The organism is Bradyrhizobium sp. JYMT SZCCT0180 (genome assembly GCF_018130165.1).
Taxonomy (GTDB): domain Bacteria; phylum Pseudomonadota; class Alphaproteobacteria; order Rhizobiales; family Xanthobacteraceae; genus Bradyrhizobium.
Genome location: NZ_JAFCLZ010000014.1, coordinates 197,181 through 213,225 on the forward strand (window position 1 = coordinate 197,181; position 16,045 = coordinate 213,225).

15 protein-coding genes are annotated in these 16,045 nt (G+C 62.7%); 1 reads left to right on the forward strand and 14 read right to left on the reverse strand.

The features are described from left to right. Nucleotides 1–38: 38 nt before the first annotated feature. The 11 genes from JQ641_RS21705 to JQ641_RS21755 all read right to left on the reverse strand — a co-directional run bounded on the left by JQ641_RS21705 (nucleotide 39) and on the right by JQ641_RS21755 (nucleotide 11,610). The gene (locus tag JQ641_RS21705) at nucleotides 39–1,850 is read right to left on the reverse strand and encodes a glycoside hydrolase family 17 protein (RefSeq protein WP_211997971.1); all 1,812 of its coding nucleotides are present in this window, start codon (nucleotides 1,848–1,850) and stop codon (nucleotides 39–41) included. 251 nt (nucleotides 1,851–2,101) lie between these two features. Then, the gene (locus tag JQ641_RS21710; RefSeq protein WP_249150588.1) at nucleotides 2,102–3,013 is read right to left on the reverse strand and encodes an alpha/beta fold hydrolase; all 912 of its coding nucleotides are present in this window, start codon (nucleotides 3,011–3,013) and stop codon (nucleotides 2,102–2,104) included. Between the two features lie 25 nt (nucleotides 3,014–3,038). Beyond that, complete coding sequence (locus JQ641_RS21715) at nucleotides 3,039–3,647, reverse strand: class I SAM-dependent methyltransferase (RefSeq protein ID WP_211997972.1); 609 nt, start codon at nucleotides 3,645–3,647, stop codon at nucleotides 3,039–3,041. 161 nt (nucleotides 3,648–3,808) lie between these two features. Continuing rightward, the gene (locus tag JQ641_RS21720; RefSeq protein WP_211997973.1) at nucleotides 3,809–4,537 is read right to left on the reverse strand and encodes an ABC transporter ATP-binding protein; all 729 of its coding nucleotides are present in this window, start codon (nucleotides 4,535–4,537) and stop codon (nucleotides 3,809–3,811) included. After that, complete coding sequence (locus JQ641_RS21725; protein ID WP_211997974.1) at nucleotides 4,530–5,297, reverse strand: ABC transporter ATP-binding protein; 768 nt, start codon at nucleotides 5,295–5,297, stop codon at nucleotides 4,530–4,532. Before JQ641_RS21725 ends, JQ641_RS21720 begins: the two co-directional genes overlap by 8 nt. Beyond that, nucleotides 5,290–6,237, reverse strand: a complete 948-nt coding sequence (locus JQ641_RS21730; protein WP_211997975.1) for a branched-chain amino acid ABC transporter permease — start codon at nucleotides 6,235–6,237, stop codon at nucleotides 5,290–5,292. The genes JQ641_RS21725 and JQ641_RS21730 overlap by 8 nt, the downstream gene beginning before the upstream one ends. Then, nucleotides 6,234–7,148 (reverse strand): branched-chain amino acid ABC transporter permease, encoded by a 915-nt coding sequence (locus JQ641_RS21735; RefSeq protein WP_192735491.1) that lies wholly within the window; start codon nucleotides 7,146–7,148, stop codon nucleotides 6,234–6,236. Before JQ641_RS21735 ends, JQ641_RS21730 begins: the two co-directional genes overlap by 4 nt. 275 nt (nucleotides 7,149–7,423) lie before the next feature. After that, nucleotides 7,424–8,596: an ABC transporter substrate-binding protein gene (locus tag JQ641_RS21740; RefSeq protein WP_211997976.1), complete on the reverse strand. Its 1,173-nt coding sequence runs from the start codon at nucleotides 8,594–8,596 to the stop codon at nucleotides 7,424–7,426. A gap of 295 nt (nucleotides 8,597–8,891) precedes the next feature. Further along, nucleotides 8,892–9,545 carry a flavin reductase family protein gene (locus JQ641_RS21745; protein ID WP_211997977.1) on the reverse strand — a complete coding sequence of 218 codons (654 nt, stop codon included), beginning with the start codon at nucleotides 9,543–9,545 and terminating at the stop codon, nucleotides 8,892–8,894. A gap of 15 nt (nucleotides 9,546–9,560) precedes the next feature. Then, entirely contained in the window at nucleotides 9,561–10,472 is a 912-nt protein-coding gene (locus JQ641_RS21750) for a fumarylacetoacetate hydrolase family protein (RefSeq protein ID WP_211997978.1), read from the reverse strand. 10 nt (nucleotides 10,473–10,482) lie between these two features. Next, on the reverse strand, nucleotides 10,483–11,610 hold the full coding sequence (locus tag JQ641_RS21755) for a cupin domain-containing protein (protein WP_211997979.1): 1,128 nt from the start codon (nucleotides 11,608–11,610) through the stop codon (nucleotides 10,483–10,485). Between the two features lie 81 nt (nucleotides 11,611–11,691). On the opposite strand from JQ641_RS21755, the gene JQ641_RS21760 reads away from it, so the two are divergent. Continuing rightward, nucleotides 11,692–12,435: a GntR family transcriptional regulator gene (locus JQ641_RS21760; protein WP_211997980.1), complete on the forward strand. Its 744-nt coding sequence runs from the start codon at nucleotides 11,692–11,694 to the stop codon at nucleotides 12,433–12,435. Nucleotides 12,436–12,520: 85 nt separating this feature from the next. On the opposite strand, the gene JQ641_RS21765 is transcribed toward JQ641_RS21760, so the two are convergent. From JQ641_RS21765 to JQ641_RS21775, 3 genes are read right to left on the reverse strand one after another with little or no spacing between them, the layout of a single operon-like run. Next, nucleotides 12,521–13,111 (reverse strand): aromatic-ring-hydroxylating dioxygenase subunit beta, encoded by a 591-nt coding sequence (locus JQ641_RS21765; protein WP_211997981.1) that lies wholly within the window; start codon nucleotides 13,109–13,111, stop codon nucleotides 12,521–12,523. Nucleotides 13,112–13,113: 2 nt separating this feature from the next. Further along, nucleotides 13,114–14,505, reverse strand: a complete 1,392-nt coding sequence (locus tag JQ641_RS21770) for an aromatic ring-hydroxylating oxygenase subunit alpha (protein ID WP_211997982.1) — start codon at nucleotides 14,503–14,505, stop codon at nucleotides 13,114–13,116. Between the two features lie 35 nt (nucleotides 14,506–14,540). After that, nucleotides 14,541–16,034 carry a glutamine synthetase family protein gene (locus JQ641_RS21775; RefSeq protein WP_211997983.1) on the reverse strand — a complete coding sequence of 498 codons (1,494 nt, stop codon included), beginning with the start codon at nucleotides 16,032–16,034 and terminating at the stop codon, nucleotides 14,541–14,543. Between the last annotated feature and the right edge of the window lie 11 nt (nucleotides 16,035–16,045).

The window sequence follows — 16,045 nt, forward strand, 5'->3', positions numbered from 1 at the left end:
GCGTTCGTTTCCGGACCAGAGCCCTGTTCAGCACACAGCTATTTATCGCATTCGACCTTTGACGTTGCCGCAACGAAGCCGCCGGCGGTAGCGGCCGGCGGCTTTGGCGGCGGCAGGGAAGCGACGGCAACCGGTTGAACGGCGAGTTCTTGCTTGCGAAGCGTCTTCCGGAAGACGAACGGCATATTCGAGTGCGCGCTCCACACGGCAACAAAGCGCGTCGGCCACAGCGCGGCGCCAAACAGGACGAACGCCGCCGCCGTCCACAGCGACTGCCAGTTGTGAACACCCTCATTGAAAAAGAGGAAAAGCGCAGCCGCCACGAGCAGGCCCGCGAACACCGCCTCGGCGGTGACGCCGTCGTCCGGCTTTTGGCGGCAGAGCAGCGCCACCGTCCAGAGCGGCACAGCCGCCATGGTCACGCTGGCGAACGGGAAATCCCGTGAACGCGGATCGAACACGAGGCCGAGCGCGACCTCTACGGTGATCAGCGTAGTGACCATCAGCACAACGCCCAGGACCAGCGCAGGCAATGATGTGGGCCAGCCCTCGCGCGGGCCAAGCAATTCCCGGAACGACGGCAACGGCCGTCCGGCCATCAACGCGTTGGCGCACAGCAGCGGCAGCGCGACGGCCGCGGTCAGAAGCCATCCCTGGTTCAGCTGACCGGCGACGCCATAGTTCTCATAGAAGGCCTTTTCGGCCGCCAACCCCAGCAGGATTCCGCCTGTCGTTGCACAAGCCGACACCGCCAGCCACGGCGCCAATGCTGTCGCCGTCCGTCGACGCCAGAGCGTCAACAATGCAACGGCAAAGACACAAATGCCGAAAGCAAGGCCGGCTCCCAGTTGCAGCTTCCAGAACGGATAATTGCTGACGGCCGCTCCGTGCGCGTGCTTGATCTGACGGCTGTCGCCATCGAGAAGGCCCCAATGGGCGCCGACCGTGCCTTCCCACTGGCGCTTCCAGGACTCGTCGTAGGCCTCAAACACATTGACGCGGATTTTTTCGCGACTGGCCCGGTCGAGCAGTTCGGAAACGAAGCGGGCCTGATTGATGCGAGACGGCAGCGAGACCTCCCGCATGCGTCCCTTGCTCGGCCAGCCCGCCTCCCCGATCAGGATTTCCTTGCCGGGAAACGCCTGCGCGACCTTGTGGTAGATATCGATGACATGTGCCGCCGCGTTTTCGGCCCGGATCGGCTCATCTTCCCAGAACGGCAACATGTGGACTGTGACGAAATCGACGTCGGCCGCCATCTCGCGGTAGCGCAGCCAGTAATCCCAGGAATCGGCGTAGGTTATCGGCGTCGTGATACGCGACCTGACCGAGCGGAGGATTTCGCGAAGGTCTTCCACCGTCATTTCGCCCCGGAGCAGCACCTCGCTGCCGACGATGACTGACGTCACGGTCCCCTGATAATCCTTGGCCAGCGATACCGCGGTGTCGATCAGCGTTGCGTTCTTCACACGGTCGCGTCCGAGCCAGATGCCGAGGATGACTTTGATCCCGGCCTTCGACGCCAGCTGAGGCACCTTGTCGAGGCCGTTCTCGACCGAGTAGGTGCGGATGCAGTTCGATATCCCGGCCAGCTGGCCGAGATCTTCCGCGATCTGCTCCGGGCTGATGATGATGTTGGAATTCCACGGCGTCTGCCCGCTCCGGAACGGCGCGTAGGACACGCAGTCGAGCTTCCTGGCGGGATCGATCAGCGCATGATCCAGCAGCACCGGGCTCGCCAGCCAGTACCACACCGCGGCGATCAGGCTCATCGAGACAAGAAACAGCGCCAGCGGCACGCCCTTGCGGGAGGCGATGGATCGGAACTCGACTGACGGATCGGTTGGCATCAAGCAATGCCTCGCGCATTCCTTTGAACGTCTGCCGCGGCGTCAATGATTGCGAAATGACGCTCCGGTCGCTGCGGGAAGGAATTGAACACACTACTGGACATACTTTAGCCTGATGGCGGCCCGCCGGGGCTCGTTTTGTGGTTCAGCGCACACGGCCTGAACAGTTCGGGTTGTAGGGATGAGTATACCAGCGTTCTTCATCTTCCAACAATCCCGCCAGGCGATGGCTGGACTGCGCGCCTTCGGACTCACGCCTTCGCTGCAAAATCCTTGCTAGCGATCGCCAATATCTCGGCGGCGTGAGAAACCGCGATGAAATGCCCGCCATCGGCGACTTCGTGCCACATCGCCCCAGGCATGCGCTCACCCAATGGCTTGTTCACTGCGTAGGGCACAAACGTATCCGCGGTGCCCTGCCACAGATGGACCGGCCGATGGATGGCCGCTATGTCGAACGGCCATTGCTGGTAGAGCATCCGCGCGTCGGCCACGAGGCCTTCAGCGCCCTGGCGGAAACACTCGCGTCCGGACTCCGCCATGGTGTTCAACACTTGCGCATCGGCAAGTACGTCGAGATCGGCGGGACAACTCGCCTTCAGCAGCCCTTTCTTGTACTGCTCCGGAAACCGGGTCGCGGCGATATCGATCAACTCGTACATGAGCTGGAAGCCGGGCCGAAAATGCAATGCAAGGAAACCGCCCATCGCGTCGGCCTGCGACAGATACTTGGCCGCCCAATTGGTCCCGAACGCGCCATAGGATCCGGGTGCGATGCTGCTGACATGAACCAGCTTTGCGGGATCGATATACGCTGCCGCCGCAAGCGCCCACGGGCCGCCTTCGGACCAACCGGTAACCGCGAAGCGATCAGCCTCAAGCGCGTTGGCAATTGCTTCCAGGTCGGCTGCCCAACCGGCGAATGTACGGTTTTGCTGAGGATCCGATTTGCCCTGGCCTGGACGGTCCACGCATACGAATCTCAAACCAAGATTGAGCGCATGAGTTGCGAAGACCTGTGCTTCGAGCCGACTGGAAGGCCCGCCATGATTGTGAATGACGAGCGGACCGTTGGGATCGCCGACCTGCAAGTAACAAAGTGACCGACCGCCGACCTGCACGGTGCCTTCGGCAGCGCTCGTGGTCCCGTTTGAATTTGCCATGCGCCCTCCGCAAAAAAGTCCAACCCTAGCCGGTTTCGATCTGCGCCAGCCAGACCGTATGACCGCCGCAGTCCGGATCTTCGATGACATGCGCCACCACGTCAAAACCGTTCGCGCTGAGCAGCGCGCGGTATTCGTCGGCGTCCAGGCTGGCATGATAGAGCGGCTCGCCCCTGTAGCTCCCGATCGCTTCGCCATGCGCCGGACCGCTCGTGAACATCAATGCCGCGCGCGGCGCAGCATGCTGCCGGAAGATGGCAAACATCCGGCGCTGGTCATCCGGACAGAGGTGGAAGAAACTGTCCCACGCCAGCAGACCGTCGAAGCGCCGTGCGAGGGCGAGCGTGCGCATGTCGGCTATGTGCCACGCAAGATCCGGAAAAGACGCCGTGCACAGCGCAATCAGTTCTGGCGACGAATCCACACCGGTGACATGACATCCTTGCCGGGTGAGGTAACGGGCGATCGGTTCACCCGAACCGCAGCCGATGTCGAGCACGGCAGCTCCACCCGGCAGCCGGGCGCGAAACCGGTCGAGCCACGTGCGCTCCATCAGCCGGTTGCCGCGGTCCTGCGCCCAGGCGCGGCCGTGGCGTTGATAGAGTCCGATGATGCGGTCGGCGTCGGGGTTCATGGTGTCGACGTGGTATGGGCGTTGTGAACGCGTCAGTCTCTCAACCCGTCATGCCCGGGCTTGTCCCGGGTATCCACGTCTTTTTTTCTCCGCAGAGCAAGAAAGACGTGGATGGCCGGGTCAAGCCCGGCCATGACGAAGGAGACGTTCACGCCGCCCTCTCAAATCCCCAGATACCGGTGCTGCAAATCCGGCTCGGCGATCAACTGCTCGGACGTGCCGCTCCACACCGTGCGGCCGCGCTCGATGATGTAATGCCGGTCGGCGATGCGGGAGAGGTTGGCGACGTTCTTGTCGATCACCAGCACCGATTGCCCACGCCCCTTGAGCATCGACAGGCAGCTCCAGATTTCCTCGCGGATCAGGGGCGCCAGGCCTTCGGTGGCTTCGTCGAGGATCAGGAGCTTCGGATTGGTCATCAGCGCGCGGCCGATCGCGAGCATCTGCTGCTCGCCGCCGGACAGCGTCACGCCCATGTTGCCGCCGCGCTCGGCAAGGCGCGGAAACAGCGCGTGGATTTTCTCGATGGTCCAGGGATCGGAATTCCCTGCGCGATTGCCGGCAGCCGCGACCAGGTTTTCGTAGACGGTGAGATTCGGAAAGATCTGGCGGCCTTCCGGCACCAGGCCGATGCCGAGTTTTGCGATCTTGTACGACGGCAGGCTGCGAACCTCCTGCCCGGCGAAACGGATGGTGCCCGCGCGCGCGCCCGTCATGCCCATGATGGAGCGGATGGTCGTGGTCTTGCCCATGCCGTTGCGGCCCATCAGGGCGACCATTTCGCCTGACTGAACCTTCAGCGACAGGCCGAACAGCACCTGGCTGAGGCCATAGCAGGTTTCGATGCCGTCAATTTCGAGCAGGGTTTCAGCCGTTCTTGTTTCAGCCATGAGCGACCACCACGTGCTGATCGCCGAGATAGGCGCGTTTGACTTCGTCGTTGTGGCGGATCGCATCGGGATCGCCCGAGGCGATGACGCGGCCGTATACGAGCACGGTGATGCGGTCGGCGAGCGCGAACACCGCCTCCATGTCATGCTCGACCAGCACGATGGTGACTTCCTTACGCAATTCCTTCAGCAGCGCCACCATGCGTGCCGACTCGGTGACGCCGAGCCCCGCCATCGGCTCGTCGAGCAGCAGCAATTGCGGTTTTGTGGCGAGCGCGACCGCAAGCTCGAGTTCGCGTTGTTCGCCATGGCTGAGTTCGGACACCGGAACGTCGGCGCGTGCCCCGAGCCCGACCCGCGTCAACGCGGCCTGCGCGGCGTCGCGCAGCGGCTTTTCCTTGCGCGCGTTGCCCCAGAACCGGAACGAGTGCCCGTCATGGGCTTGCGCTGCGAGCGCGACATTGTCGGCCGCGGTAAAATTCGGCAGCAGCGAAGTGATCTGGAACGAGCGCGCCAGCCCGAGCCGGCTGCGCTCATAGGACGGCAGGCCGGTGACGTCGCGGCCGCCGAAAACAATGGTGCCCGAGTTCGGCGTCAATTGCCCGGTGAGCTGGCTGATCAGCGTGGTCTTGCCGGCGCCGTTGGGGCCGATGATGGCGTGCAACTCGCCGGGGATGACGTCGAGCGACAGATTGTCGGTGGCGAGAATGCCGCCGAAGCGCCGCACCAGGTTTTCAACGCGGAGCAAGGGATCAGCCACGGTTAAACCTCCCGAGCAGGCCCATGATGCCGCCGCGCGCGAACAGCACGATCAGCAGCAGCAGCGGCCCCATGATCAGCGCCCAGTATTCGGTGAATTGCGATAGCAGCTCTTCCAGCAGCAGAAAGAAGATCGTGCCGATGACAGGACCGAACAGCGAGCCCATGCCGCCGAACACCACCATCACCATGAGTTCGCCGGATCGGGTCCAGTACATTCCGGCCGGGCTGATGAAGTCGGTGTTGTTCGCCAGCAGCGCGCCGGCCAGGCCGCAGATGGTGCCGGAGATGACGAAACAGACCAGCCGGTAGCGGTTGGCATGATAGCCGATCGCCTGCATGCGCTGCTCGTTGGAACGAATGCCCTGCACCACCAGTCCGAAGCGCGAATTGATGATCCGCCAGATCAGGTAGATGCCGCCGAACAGGCAGCCGAGGCAGAGGTAATAGAACTGCACGCGGTTCGACAGGTCGATCAAGCCGCCGAAATTGCTGCGCTTGTAGATGGTCAGGCCGTCGTCGCCGCCGTAACGCGACATGCCCGAGGCGATGTAATAGGCCATCTGCGCAAAGGCCAGCGTGATCATGATGAAGTAGACGCCGCGGGTGCGCAGGCTGAGCGCGCCGATCACGAGCGCATAGAGCGCCGACGCCACCAGCGCCACCGGCCACTGGATGAAGCCGGAGCCGATGCCTTCAAAGGCGAGGATGCCGACCGCATAGCCGCCGATGCCGAGATAGGCCGCGTGGCCGAAGCTCATCATGCCGCCATAGCCCATGATGAGATTGAGGCTGGCCGCGGCCAGCGCGAAGATGATGATGCGGGTGAACAGCGTCAGGATGAAGATGTTGCCGGTGAGCTGCGAATAGAGCGGCAGCAAAAGCAGCCCGGCAGCGACCAGCGCCACGACGACGTTGCTTGTATTGATCTGTAATTTCATCGCTTGGCGGCCGGAAACAGCCCCTCCGGCCGCACCACCAGCACGATCGCCATCAAGAGATAGATCAGCATCGAGGACAGCGCGGGTGCGGCGGTGGAGGCGGCGGCGGAACTCAGCACCATGCGCAGGAGATCAGGCAGGAAGGCGCGACCGAGCGTATCGATCATGCCGACAAAGATTGCGGCCAGGAACGCGCCGCGGATCGAGCCGATCCCGCCGATGACGATGATGACGAAGGCGAGGATGAGGATGTTCTCGCCCATGCCGATCTGCACGGTGAGAATCGGCGCCTGCATCAGTCCGGCAAGTCCGGCAAGCGCCGCACCAAGCCCGAACACCAGCGTGAACAGCAGCTTGATGTTGATGCCGAGCGCGCCGATCATTTCGCGGTTGGAGGCGCCGGCGCGGATCAGCATGCCGATCTTGGTCCGCATCACCACGACGTAAAGCAGCGCGGCGACCGCGAGCGCGACGATGATGATCGACAGCCGGTAGGCCGGATAATACACGCCGGGGATGATCTGGACCGGCACGGTCAGCCAGGCCGGCAGCGGCAGCGCAAGGCCGGCCGGGCCCCAGATCAGCCGCACCGCGTCATTGAAAAACAGGATTAGTCCGAACGTCGCCAGCACCTGGTCGAGATGGTCGCGGCCGTAGAGATGTCTCAGCGCGACGAATTCCAGTACGATCCCGAGCAGCAGCGTGGCGCCGAGCGCCAGCAGCACGCCGAGGATGAAGCTCCCGGTCCAGGCGGTGAACGTCGCGGCGAAATAGGCGCCCATCATGTAGAGCGAGCCGTGCGCCAGATTGACGAAATCCATGATGCCGAACACCAGCGTCAACCCGGCCGCCAGCAGGAACAGCAACAGGCCGAACTGAAACCCGTTCAGCGATTGTTCGACAAGAACCAACGATAGACCCCTCTCCGATCGTGATCTCACGCCGACGCCACGCGTTCGTCGCGAGGGAAAACCGGCTTCCCTTTCAGATCGCGCCCCTCAATCCGAAACAAAACAGCGGCAGCGCGTCGGCGCCGCCGCCTATTTTTGTTGGCGCAGGATCATTTGCCAAACCGCTTACACATCCACGCCTCCGAAGCAGGCCATCGGGTTTCTGAAATTACTTTAAACATAAAGTAATTTTTCGACAAGCCCCTTGGCCGATCATGCACCGGTCATGCCAACAATCACTTCATCGGGCATTTATCGTGGAAGCCATCCTGGCTGTCCTTGACGATGGTGGCCACCGTCTTCAGCGCGAGCTGGCCGTCGGCATCCTTGACCACGTCCTGCAGATAGAAGTTCTGGATCGGAATGTGGTTCTTGCCGTATTTGAACGGGCCGCGCACCGACTTGAAGTTGGCTTTCTCCATCTCGGCCTTCATCGCGTCCTTCTTGGTCGTGTCGCCCTTGACCGCAACCACCGCGCTGTTGATCAGGTTCGCGGCATCATAGGATTGCGCGCCATAGAAGGTCGGGCGCAGGTTCGGATATTTCTTGCGGTAGTCCTCGACGAACTTCTTGTTCTCGGGGTTTGGCAGGTCGTTGACCCATTGCTGGGCGCCGGGAACGCCGAGCGCGTTCTCCTTCTGCAGCGGCAGCGACAATTCGTCGATCGTGAACGCCGTATAGAGCGGGATCTGCGCCTTGATGCCGGCCTGCGCATACTGGTTGAGGAACTGCACGCCGGCAGCGCCCGGATAGAACACGAAGATCGACTCGGCCTTGGAGTTCTTGGCCTTGGTGAGTTCGGCGGAGAAGTCGAGCTGGCTCGGCCACACCGTGTATTCCTCACCGACCACCTGGCCCTTGAACGTGCTCTTGACGCCGGCCAGCATGTCCTTGCCGGCGGCATAGTTCGGGCCGATCAGGAACACCGACTTGACGCCCTTCTGGTTCATGTAGGTGCCCATCGCCTGCGGCGTCTGGTCGTTCTGCCAGGAAGTCGAGAACACGTACGGCGAGCACAATTCGCCGGCGAGCTGCGAGGGACCGGCATTGGCCGAGATCAGGAAGGTTTTGGCATCGACCGCGGTCTTCAGCGAGGCCAAGAGCACGTTCGACCAGATGTAGCCGACGATGAAATCGACCTTGTCGGACTGGATCAGCTTTTCGGTCTTCTGCTTGCCGACATCCGGCTTCTGGCCGTCGTCCTCATAGATCACCTCGACCGGCTTGCCGTCCATCTTGCGGCCCAGATGATCGAGCGCCAGTTCGAACGAGTTGCGCATGTCGTTGCCGATCGCGGCCGTGGGGCCGCTGAAGGTCGAGACGAAACCGATCTTGATGCTGTCGGCGCCGAGCGCGGGCTGCGCCAGCGCCAGAGCCATTGCGCCCGCCAGCCAGAATGTCTTTTTCATATTCACTCCCCTCCTCATTATCTATTTTGTTCCGCCAGCCAGTGCGGCTGCCGTCTCGAGGCCTGCGCCTTCGTATAATCCCGGTAAGCCCGGATATTTTGTGCGCGAAATCTGCGGCCCGCAGCAAGCACGAACCGAAAGCTCCGATTAGAACCTTCGGCCCATACCCCAGCGGCCTGCACCATAATTCGCAGATGGCGCGGAAGGCAAGAACTATAGTTCCGGTTGCCGGGGCAACAAATGTCGCAGGGCACGGCCGCAACACAATCGGAAGAGACAGCGCGCGCCATCATGTTCATGGCGCCTGATCCGGTTGGGGCGCGGCGTTTCGTCGCCACTCCGCCCAGTTCGGCCGGTCGAGCTGAAACAGATCGGTGCAGCGGGCATACCAGCCGCTGCCATGCATGCGGCCGATCAACTGCAGCGCGGGCGTGTCGATATAGCAGCGCTCCTTGTCCTGAACCGCCGCACCATCGACGTGCGCGCACAGGATGCGGCCGATCACTGCGGTCTGGCGCGGTCCGGTCACCATCGAACTCAGCACCCGGCATTCGAAGGAAACCGGGGACTCCGCGATGCGCGGCGGCCGTATCGCATGTGACGGAGCGGCGGTGAGGCCCGCCAGCGCAAGCTCGTCGATATCGGGCGGCGCATCTATGCAGGTGACATTCATGGCAGCGGCGTTCCGTTCGGAGACGAGATTCACCACGAACTCTCCGGTCGCGAGGATATTCGTCGCGGTATCCTTGAAGCGCCCCGGCCCGGCGAGCAGCCCGATCGCAAGCGTCGGCGGCTCGTGCCCCAACACGTTGAAGAAGCTGTAGGGCGCCGCGTTGATGACCCCGTCTTCGGACAGCGTCGTCACCCAGGCGATCGGCCGCGGCGTCACCGTCGCCGTCAATATCTTGTAGCGTTGTTGAGCCTCCAGCGTCTCCATGTCGAACAGCATCGCCGGCCCCCGCGCTCAGACCGCCACGACCGGATGACGCAGCCGGCCGATGCCGGCCACTTCCGCCTCCACGACATCGCCAGGCCACAGCCATTCCTGCGGCGTCCGCCCCGCGCCGACGCCATCGGGCGTGCCGGTCGCGATGATGTCGCCCGGCTCGAGCGTGATCGCGGCCGAAATGTCCGAGATCAGCAGCGGCACCTTGAACAGCATGTGGCGGGTGTTGGAGCGCTGCTTCTCTACGCCGTTCACCGTGAGCCAGAGATCGAGCGCGTGCGGATCGCCGATTTCATCTGATGTCACGATGCATGGACCGAACGGCGCATAGGTGTCCTGGCCCTTGGAATAGATCCACTGGCCGGCGCGGCGATTGTCGCGCGCGCTGACGTCGATCATCACGCTGTAGCCGAAAACGAAATCGAGCGCCTGCGCTTCCGGAATGCGGCGCGCCGTTCGCCCCATCACGACCGCGAGTTCGACTTCCCAATCGAGCTGCTGCGTGATGGTCCGGTTGTGCTCGATGGCCTCGTTGGGCCCGATCACGCTGGTCGGAGGCTTTGAAAAGATGATCGGCTGCTTCGGCAATTCCTTCGCTGTATCGAGGGCGCGCGATGATTCCGCGACGTGCTCGACATAGTTCAGGCCGATCCCGAAAATGTTCTTCCGGGGCCGCGGGATTGGCGCCAGCAGCCGGACATTTGCAAGCGGCAGCGCCGTGCCTACCGGCCAATGGCTTGCGTGATCACTCAAAATCTTCTTCAGCGCCACCGTCGCCGGCGGCCCGAGATCGATGAGATCGAGCATCGAGGACGGCAATGCCGTGCCGGCATGCGCGCCGATCCGCTCGACGTCCACGACCAGGTCATCGACGATGGCACCGAGACGGGCCGCCGCCTCGATGTTGGCGCGGTAGGTAACAAGACGCATGGTTGTATCCTTAAGATGTCAGAGGCTGCCGGCCTTGATTGTCGCCATAGGCCTCCTCGCGATACAGGCCGAGAGCGTGCATCACAGGCAGATCGTTGAAGGTGAACAGGCAGGCGTCGTCGCTGGCAGATCCGTTGACATGCTCGTGCCAGGACCAGGACGGCACACAGAAGATGTCGCGCTCCTTCCAGTCGAAGCGCTTGCCGTCGATGATCGAGTGACCGCTTCCTTTCGCCACCTGATAGATGAAACTGCCGGTGTGACGATGGGCCTTGGTGGCCTCGCCGGGTCGCAGCATCTGCATCGACGCGCCGATCGTCTGCATCACAGGACCGCCGGTGACGGGATTGACGTAGTTCATCAGCACGCCGTCATAGGGTGAGCCGTTGGAGGCCTTGCCGTAGCGCTGCAGCGCCTCGTAGGTCGGGCCCCACTCGTATTTCAGCAGCGGCGAATATCCGCGCGTCCATTCGGCGCCCGCGGGGCGCAGGCCCGGATTGCCCCAGGCGTGGGTCATGTCGTCGACGGGATAGCCGACCTCCTGCTGCATCTTCGGATGCACCGCGTAGAAATTGGCCTCGAGCGTGTTGACGAGCGGGATATCGAGACCGTCCTGCCAGATGCACGGCGTGCCGTCGCCGGAGACACCGTGCTCGTGCCACGTGCCGTTTGGGGTCAGCACGAAATCATTGGCGCCGAGTGTGAGTTTGTGGCCATCGACGATGGTGTAGGCGCCCTCGCCTTCCATGATGAAGCGCAGCGCAGAGGCTGAGTGCGCATGGGCGGAGGCAACCTCGCCGGGATGCATCACCTGCAGCCCGGAATACAGCCAACCCACGGCGGCGGCGTGGTCGCGACGGCCGGGATTGTTCAGATAGATGACGCGGCGGCCGGCCTTTTCGGGAGACACCAGTTCGACGGATCGCAAGACATGCTTGCGCAGGTCCTCGTAGCGCCAGAGCACGGGGACCGATGACGACTTGGGCTGCCAGGGCTCGATCTTGTTGGCGACCGTCCACAGCGCACCGGCGTCGAGATTTTCCAGCTCGTCGTAATAGGCGAGCAGTTCCGGGGTGTCCTCGACATTGGCGCGCCCGGCGACGTCTTCCCGGTGGTTTTCGCGGCGTCCTGCTGCCATTTCGCTCTCCCTGGATTGCCAATCATATAAAATAGGATATATGTTCGAAGCAATAGGAAATTTTCGAAAGAAATTGAACCGATGGTGGCGGCCGCGAAAGCAGGAAACGACCGCCGGATCGCCAGCGAAGCAGCTGGCGAGCCCGGAACATTGAGCGAGGTGGCCTATCAGCGCCTGCGCACCGACATCGTCTCCGGCGCGCTCGACGCGGGCAAGCCGCTGCGGCTCGAAGCGCTGAAGCAGCGCTACGGCCTGAGCTTTTCGCCGCTGCGCGAGGCGTTGATGCGGCTGCAGTCCGAGCGTCTGGTGCTCTCGACGGCGCTGCGCGGCTTCTCCGTCGCGCCGCTGTCGCGCGAGGAAATGAAGGACGCGACGGAAACCCGCATCCTGATCGAATCCGACGCGCTGCGCCGATCGATGCAGGGCGGCGACGATGATTGGGAAGCCGGCATCGTGGCCGCCTTCCATGCGCTCAGCCTGCAGGCCGAACGGCAATCGCGCCTCTCCGGCGAAGTAGGCGCCGTCGACATGCACGCGATGGACGAGCGGCACTATCAATTCCATCGGGCGCTGATCGCCCATTGCGGCTCGCCGCGGCTGCTCGACCTCGCCGACCAGCTCTATGTCGAAACCCAGCGCTACCGGCTGCCGTGCCTGGTCGGCCGGGTGGCGGGAACGCCGGCGCGCGACGTTGCCGCCGAGCATCAGCAGATCATGGACGCCACGCTTCGCCGCAGCGAAGACGCCGTGGGCTATCTGGCCGAACATTACCGGCGAACCGCTGAAATCATCGAGGCCTCTACCGTGTGGCCGTCACCCAAATAGCGACCATCTGCTGGTACGATCGTCTGCCCTGCAAACAGCGCCCCCATCGGGGACACCGGCAACGTCAAACTGACGACAAACGGCGCTACAAAATGATGCTGGGGTTGCGGATGCACTGGTCGCACACCAGCAGATTCACCTGTTTGGCGGATATCCGCCAAACGCCATCGAACTTTCGAAACCGATGCCCGGCCCACCCCGCCAGCGCCCGGGTTTCGTCATCCCAGAATTCGTGGATCAAGAAATTCGAGCGCACCAGGCGCTGATCGGGATTTTCGGACGCGAAGACCTCGACGTTCGAGACCATCCGCACGGTCCGCGACGACGGCGCCTGCGACCATGCGAAACCGGTCGCGAGCCGGAATACCCGATCTTCCAGCCTGCGACGGTCGTCGAACATGACGGCGATCTCGCGCCGCGGATCGCCGCCATTGGGCGTGCTCGGCACCCAGTACAGGCACTCGTCCGCATAGAGCTGCAACCATTCCTTGAACTGAAGCCGGTCGAGCAGTCGGGCTTCGCGCTCGACGAGGCCACGAAACACGTCGCGCTCCGCCAAGTCCTGGATCGTCGGGTCATCCCGTCGCACGACGTCAAAATCGGCGATCAGTTCCTGGTAAAGCGCGTCACCGACATAATAGGAATGGCGTGATGGATCGTGAGCGGGCTGGGCCATGATCAGGGCTCCCGCTGAATGGTCAGGTGGGGCTCGGCCTTCATGAGGCGCTTCCATTCCTTGATATATTCCCGCATGAACATCTCATCCGTCGCTGGCGCCTTGATCGTGCCGTCCTCCAGGGTGTGAATGCGTCCGGGAATGCCGAGACCCCGATTCATGTAGATCCACTCGTCCTCCTGGCAGCGCAGTCCGCGCTGGATCTGCTCGAAATTGGTGACGTCATCGACTTCGCCGAAGTTCGGAAACCCCTCCTGGGTTCGCATGCGCAGGGTGTTGATGTCGTTCAACGCATCCTCGCCGATCGTGCCGTCGACGTCCTCGATCCTGGTGCCGTACCAGATCGTATCGGTTTCCTCGAACGACACCGGCTGAAACACTTGAATGTGGTTTCCGAGCAGCGACAGGTTCGGAAACACGTTGATGTTGACCGGTTCCGAGCCCGCAAGATCGAGCAACGCGTCGGCGCGATCACCAAATTGCCTGCGCAGCTTTTGCTCGACATGTTCCATCCCGGGATGCAGCGACTCGATCGCCCACAGGCCGCCATTGCGCGGCTGCAGATTGGGCCGCTTGTCCTTGAAGTGGTGGCCGTTGCCCATGTACTGCATGTACATCGGCTGCTCGTCGGGCGCCGTCCTGTAGTAAGACATGCCCTTTTCGGTATTTTCGTCGACGAAGCGGTTTTCAGTCTCCAGCAGCGAGCGGTGCGAGTAGAGCACGTGGTAGCCGTCGCCCGAATTGTCGTAGGCGAGTTTCCAGTTGCCCTTGTATTTGATCCGATTGGCCTCGCAGACCACGACCTTGCCGCCCGGATTGCGGTCCAGCCATTCGTCGATCGGCTTTCTGATCGGACCGAGATGTTCGCCGATCGGCGGCGCCGACGCGTTCAATGTTCCGAAGATGAAGCCGCGATAGGATTCCACGCGCGGCACCTGTGCGAGGTTGAACTTCGGATCCCTGGTAAGGTTTTCACCATAGCCCTCGGCCCATGGCACGCCGCGCAGCTTGCCGTTGTTGAGGAAATTCCAGCCGTGATACGGGCATTGGAACGACCGCTTGTTGCCTTTCTCGAAGCGGCACAGCGTGGTCCCGCGATGGGTGCAGCGGTTGTAGAGCGCCCGGATGATCCCGTCGCTGTCGCGCGTCATGATCAACGGACGCAGGCCGAGTTTGGCGGTGACGTAGTCGTCGACATTGGGAATCTGGCTTTCGTGCGCCAGGTAGACCCAGGTGCCGCCAAAGATGTGCCGCATCTCGGCGTCGAAGATCGCCGCATCCGTGTAGAGCAAATGATGGACGCGGTCTTCCTGGACCAATTCGTCCCAATCATACGATACGCCGAAGTTACGCGGCCGCACCGTCTCCACGCGTTCCATCTGTGTCATGCTCATGCTCTCAATTCGACGCCCGGCCGACTTCCGGCGCGTCAGAAGAAATCGAAATATTCGTTCTGTTCCCAATCCGTGATTTCGTCGCTCGACGGATCGAGATCGTTCTGCCTGGCAAATTCCATGAAGCGTCCCGCTTCGACGCGTTTGAACGCCAGATAGTAGTCGATGAAGAGGTCACCCATTTCGCGACGAAACAGCGGCTCGCCCTCGAGCGCATCGAGCGCGGCGAGCAGACTTTTTGGCAGCTTGGCCCGCTCCGCATTGTAGGGGTCGGTATCCGGTGCGCCGGGATCGCGGGCATGGTCGATGCCGTCGAGGCCGGTAATGATCTGGGAGGCGATATAGAGGTAGGGATTGGCGGCCGGCTCGCCGATCCGGTTCTCGATGCGGCTGGCGGGGTCGCCGACCTCGCCGAGTACGCGAAGCATCACGCCGCGATGGTCCGTGCCCCACGCCAGCCGATCCGGCGCCAGCGAATTGGCGCGAAACCGGCGATAGGCGTTGACGGTCGGATTGGCGAAGATGGTCGCGGCAAGCCCATGGTTCAACACGCCGCCGAGATAGGCCCTGCCGACCGGCGATAGATTCTCGTCGGGCGACTGCGGCGCGAACAGGTTGCTTCCATTGCTGATGTCGACGAGTGACTGGTGCAGATGCCAGCCGCTCGGATACATCCCTTTCAGTTTCGGGCGGCACATGAAGCTCGCAAGATAACCCATCCGGCGGCACAATTGCCGTGTCGCGCTTCGAAACAGGACCATGTTGTCGGCGGCCTGCAGCGCCTCGGCAGGCGCGAACGTGCATTCGACCTGACCCGGGCCCCACTCGTTTTCGAACGACCTGACCGGCAGGTCCAACTTCGCGAACGCACGCGCCAAAGCGGAGAGCGGAGCGTGCATCCGGTCGAGGTTGGTCTCGGAATGGAACGAGTATCCCGGTTCGGGCGGATGGGCGCGCACCGCCCGTCCCTTGATCCCGGGCGCGCCGATATGCTCGTCCGTCAGATGCTCCTCAGACAGTCGAAGCAGATACCATTCGACTTCGAGCCCGACGACGCCGCGCATCGCTCGCTGCTGCAGCCGCGCGAGCTGTTTGCGAAGCAAATGGCGGGGCGAGAAGTGAAACGGCCGGCCGGAGCTGAAATAATCGTCGCACAGGACCCAGCCGACATCGGGCTCCCATGGCAAGACGCGAAACGTCGCGGGATCCGGCACCACGATGAGATTGGGCGACCCGGTCATTTCCTCCAGTCCGAGGCCGCCGCCACGCGTGAACGACGAGAAGACGCGGGCACCCGAGCCGTCCAGCATCGCGGTGGCGACGTTGATGTTGTAACCGCCCTTGAGAGCCGACAGGAACGCCTGCGCCGTTACCATTTTGGCGCGCGACGCGCCGTGGGGATCGCTCCAGGCAATCCGCACCAGCCGGATATCTTCGCGTTCGAGCCGCGCGGCAATCTCCGCGGCCTGGCGGCGCTGATCGTCGGACCAGAGCCCGTGCTTTTCGATGAATCCAGCCGATTGGGTCATGGGCTTCTTGA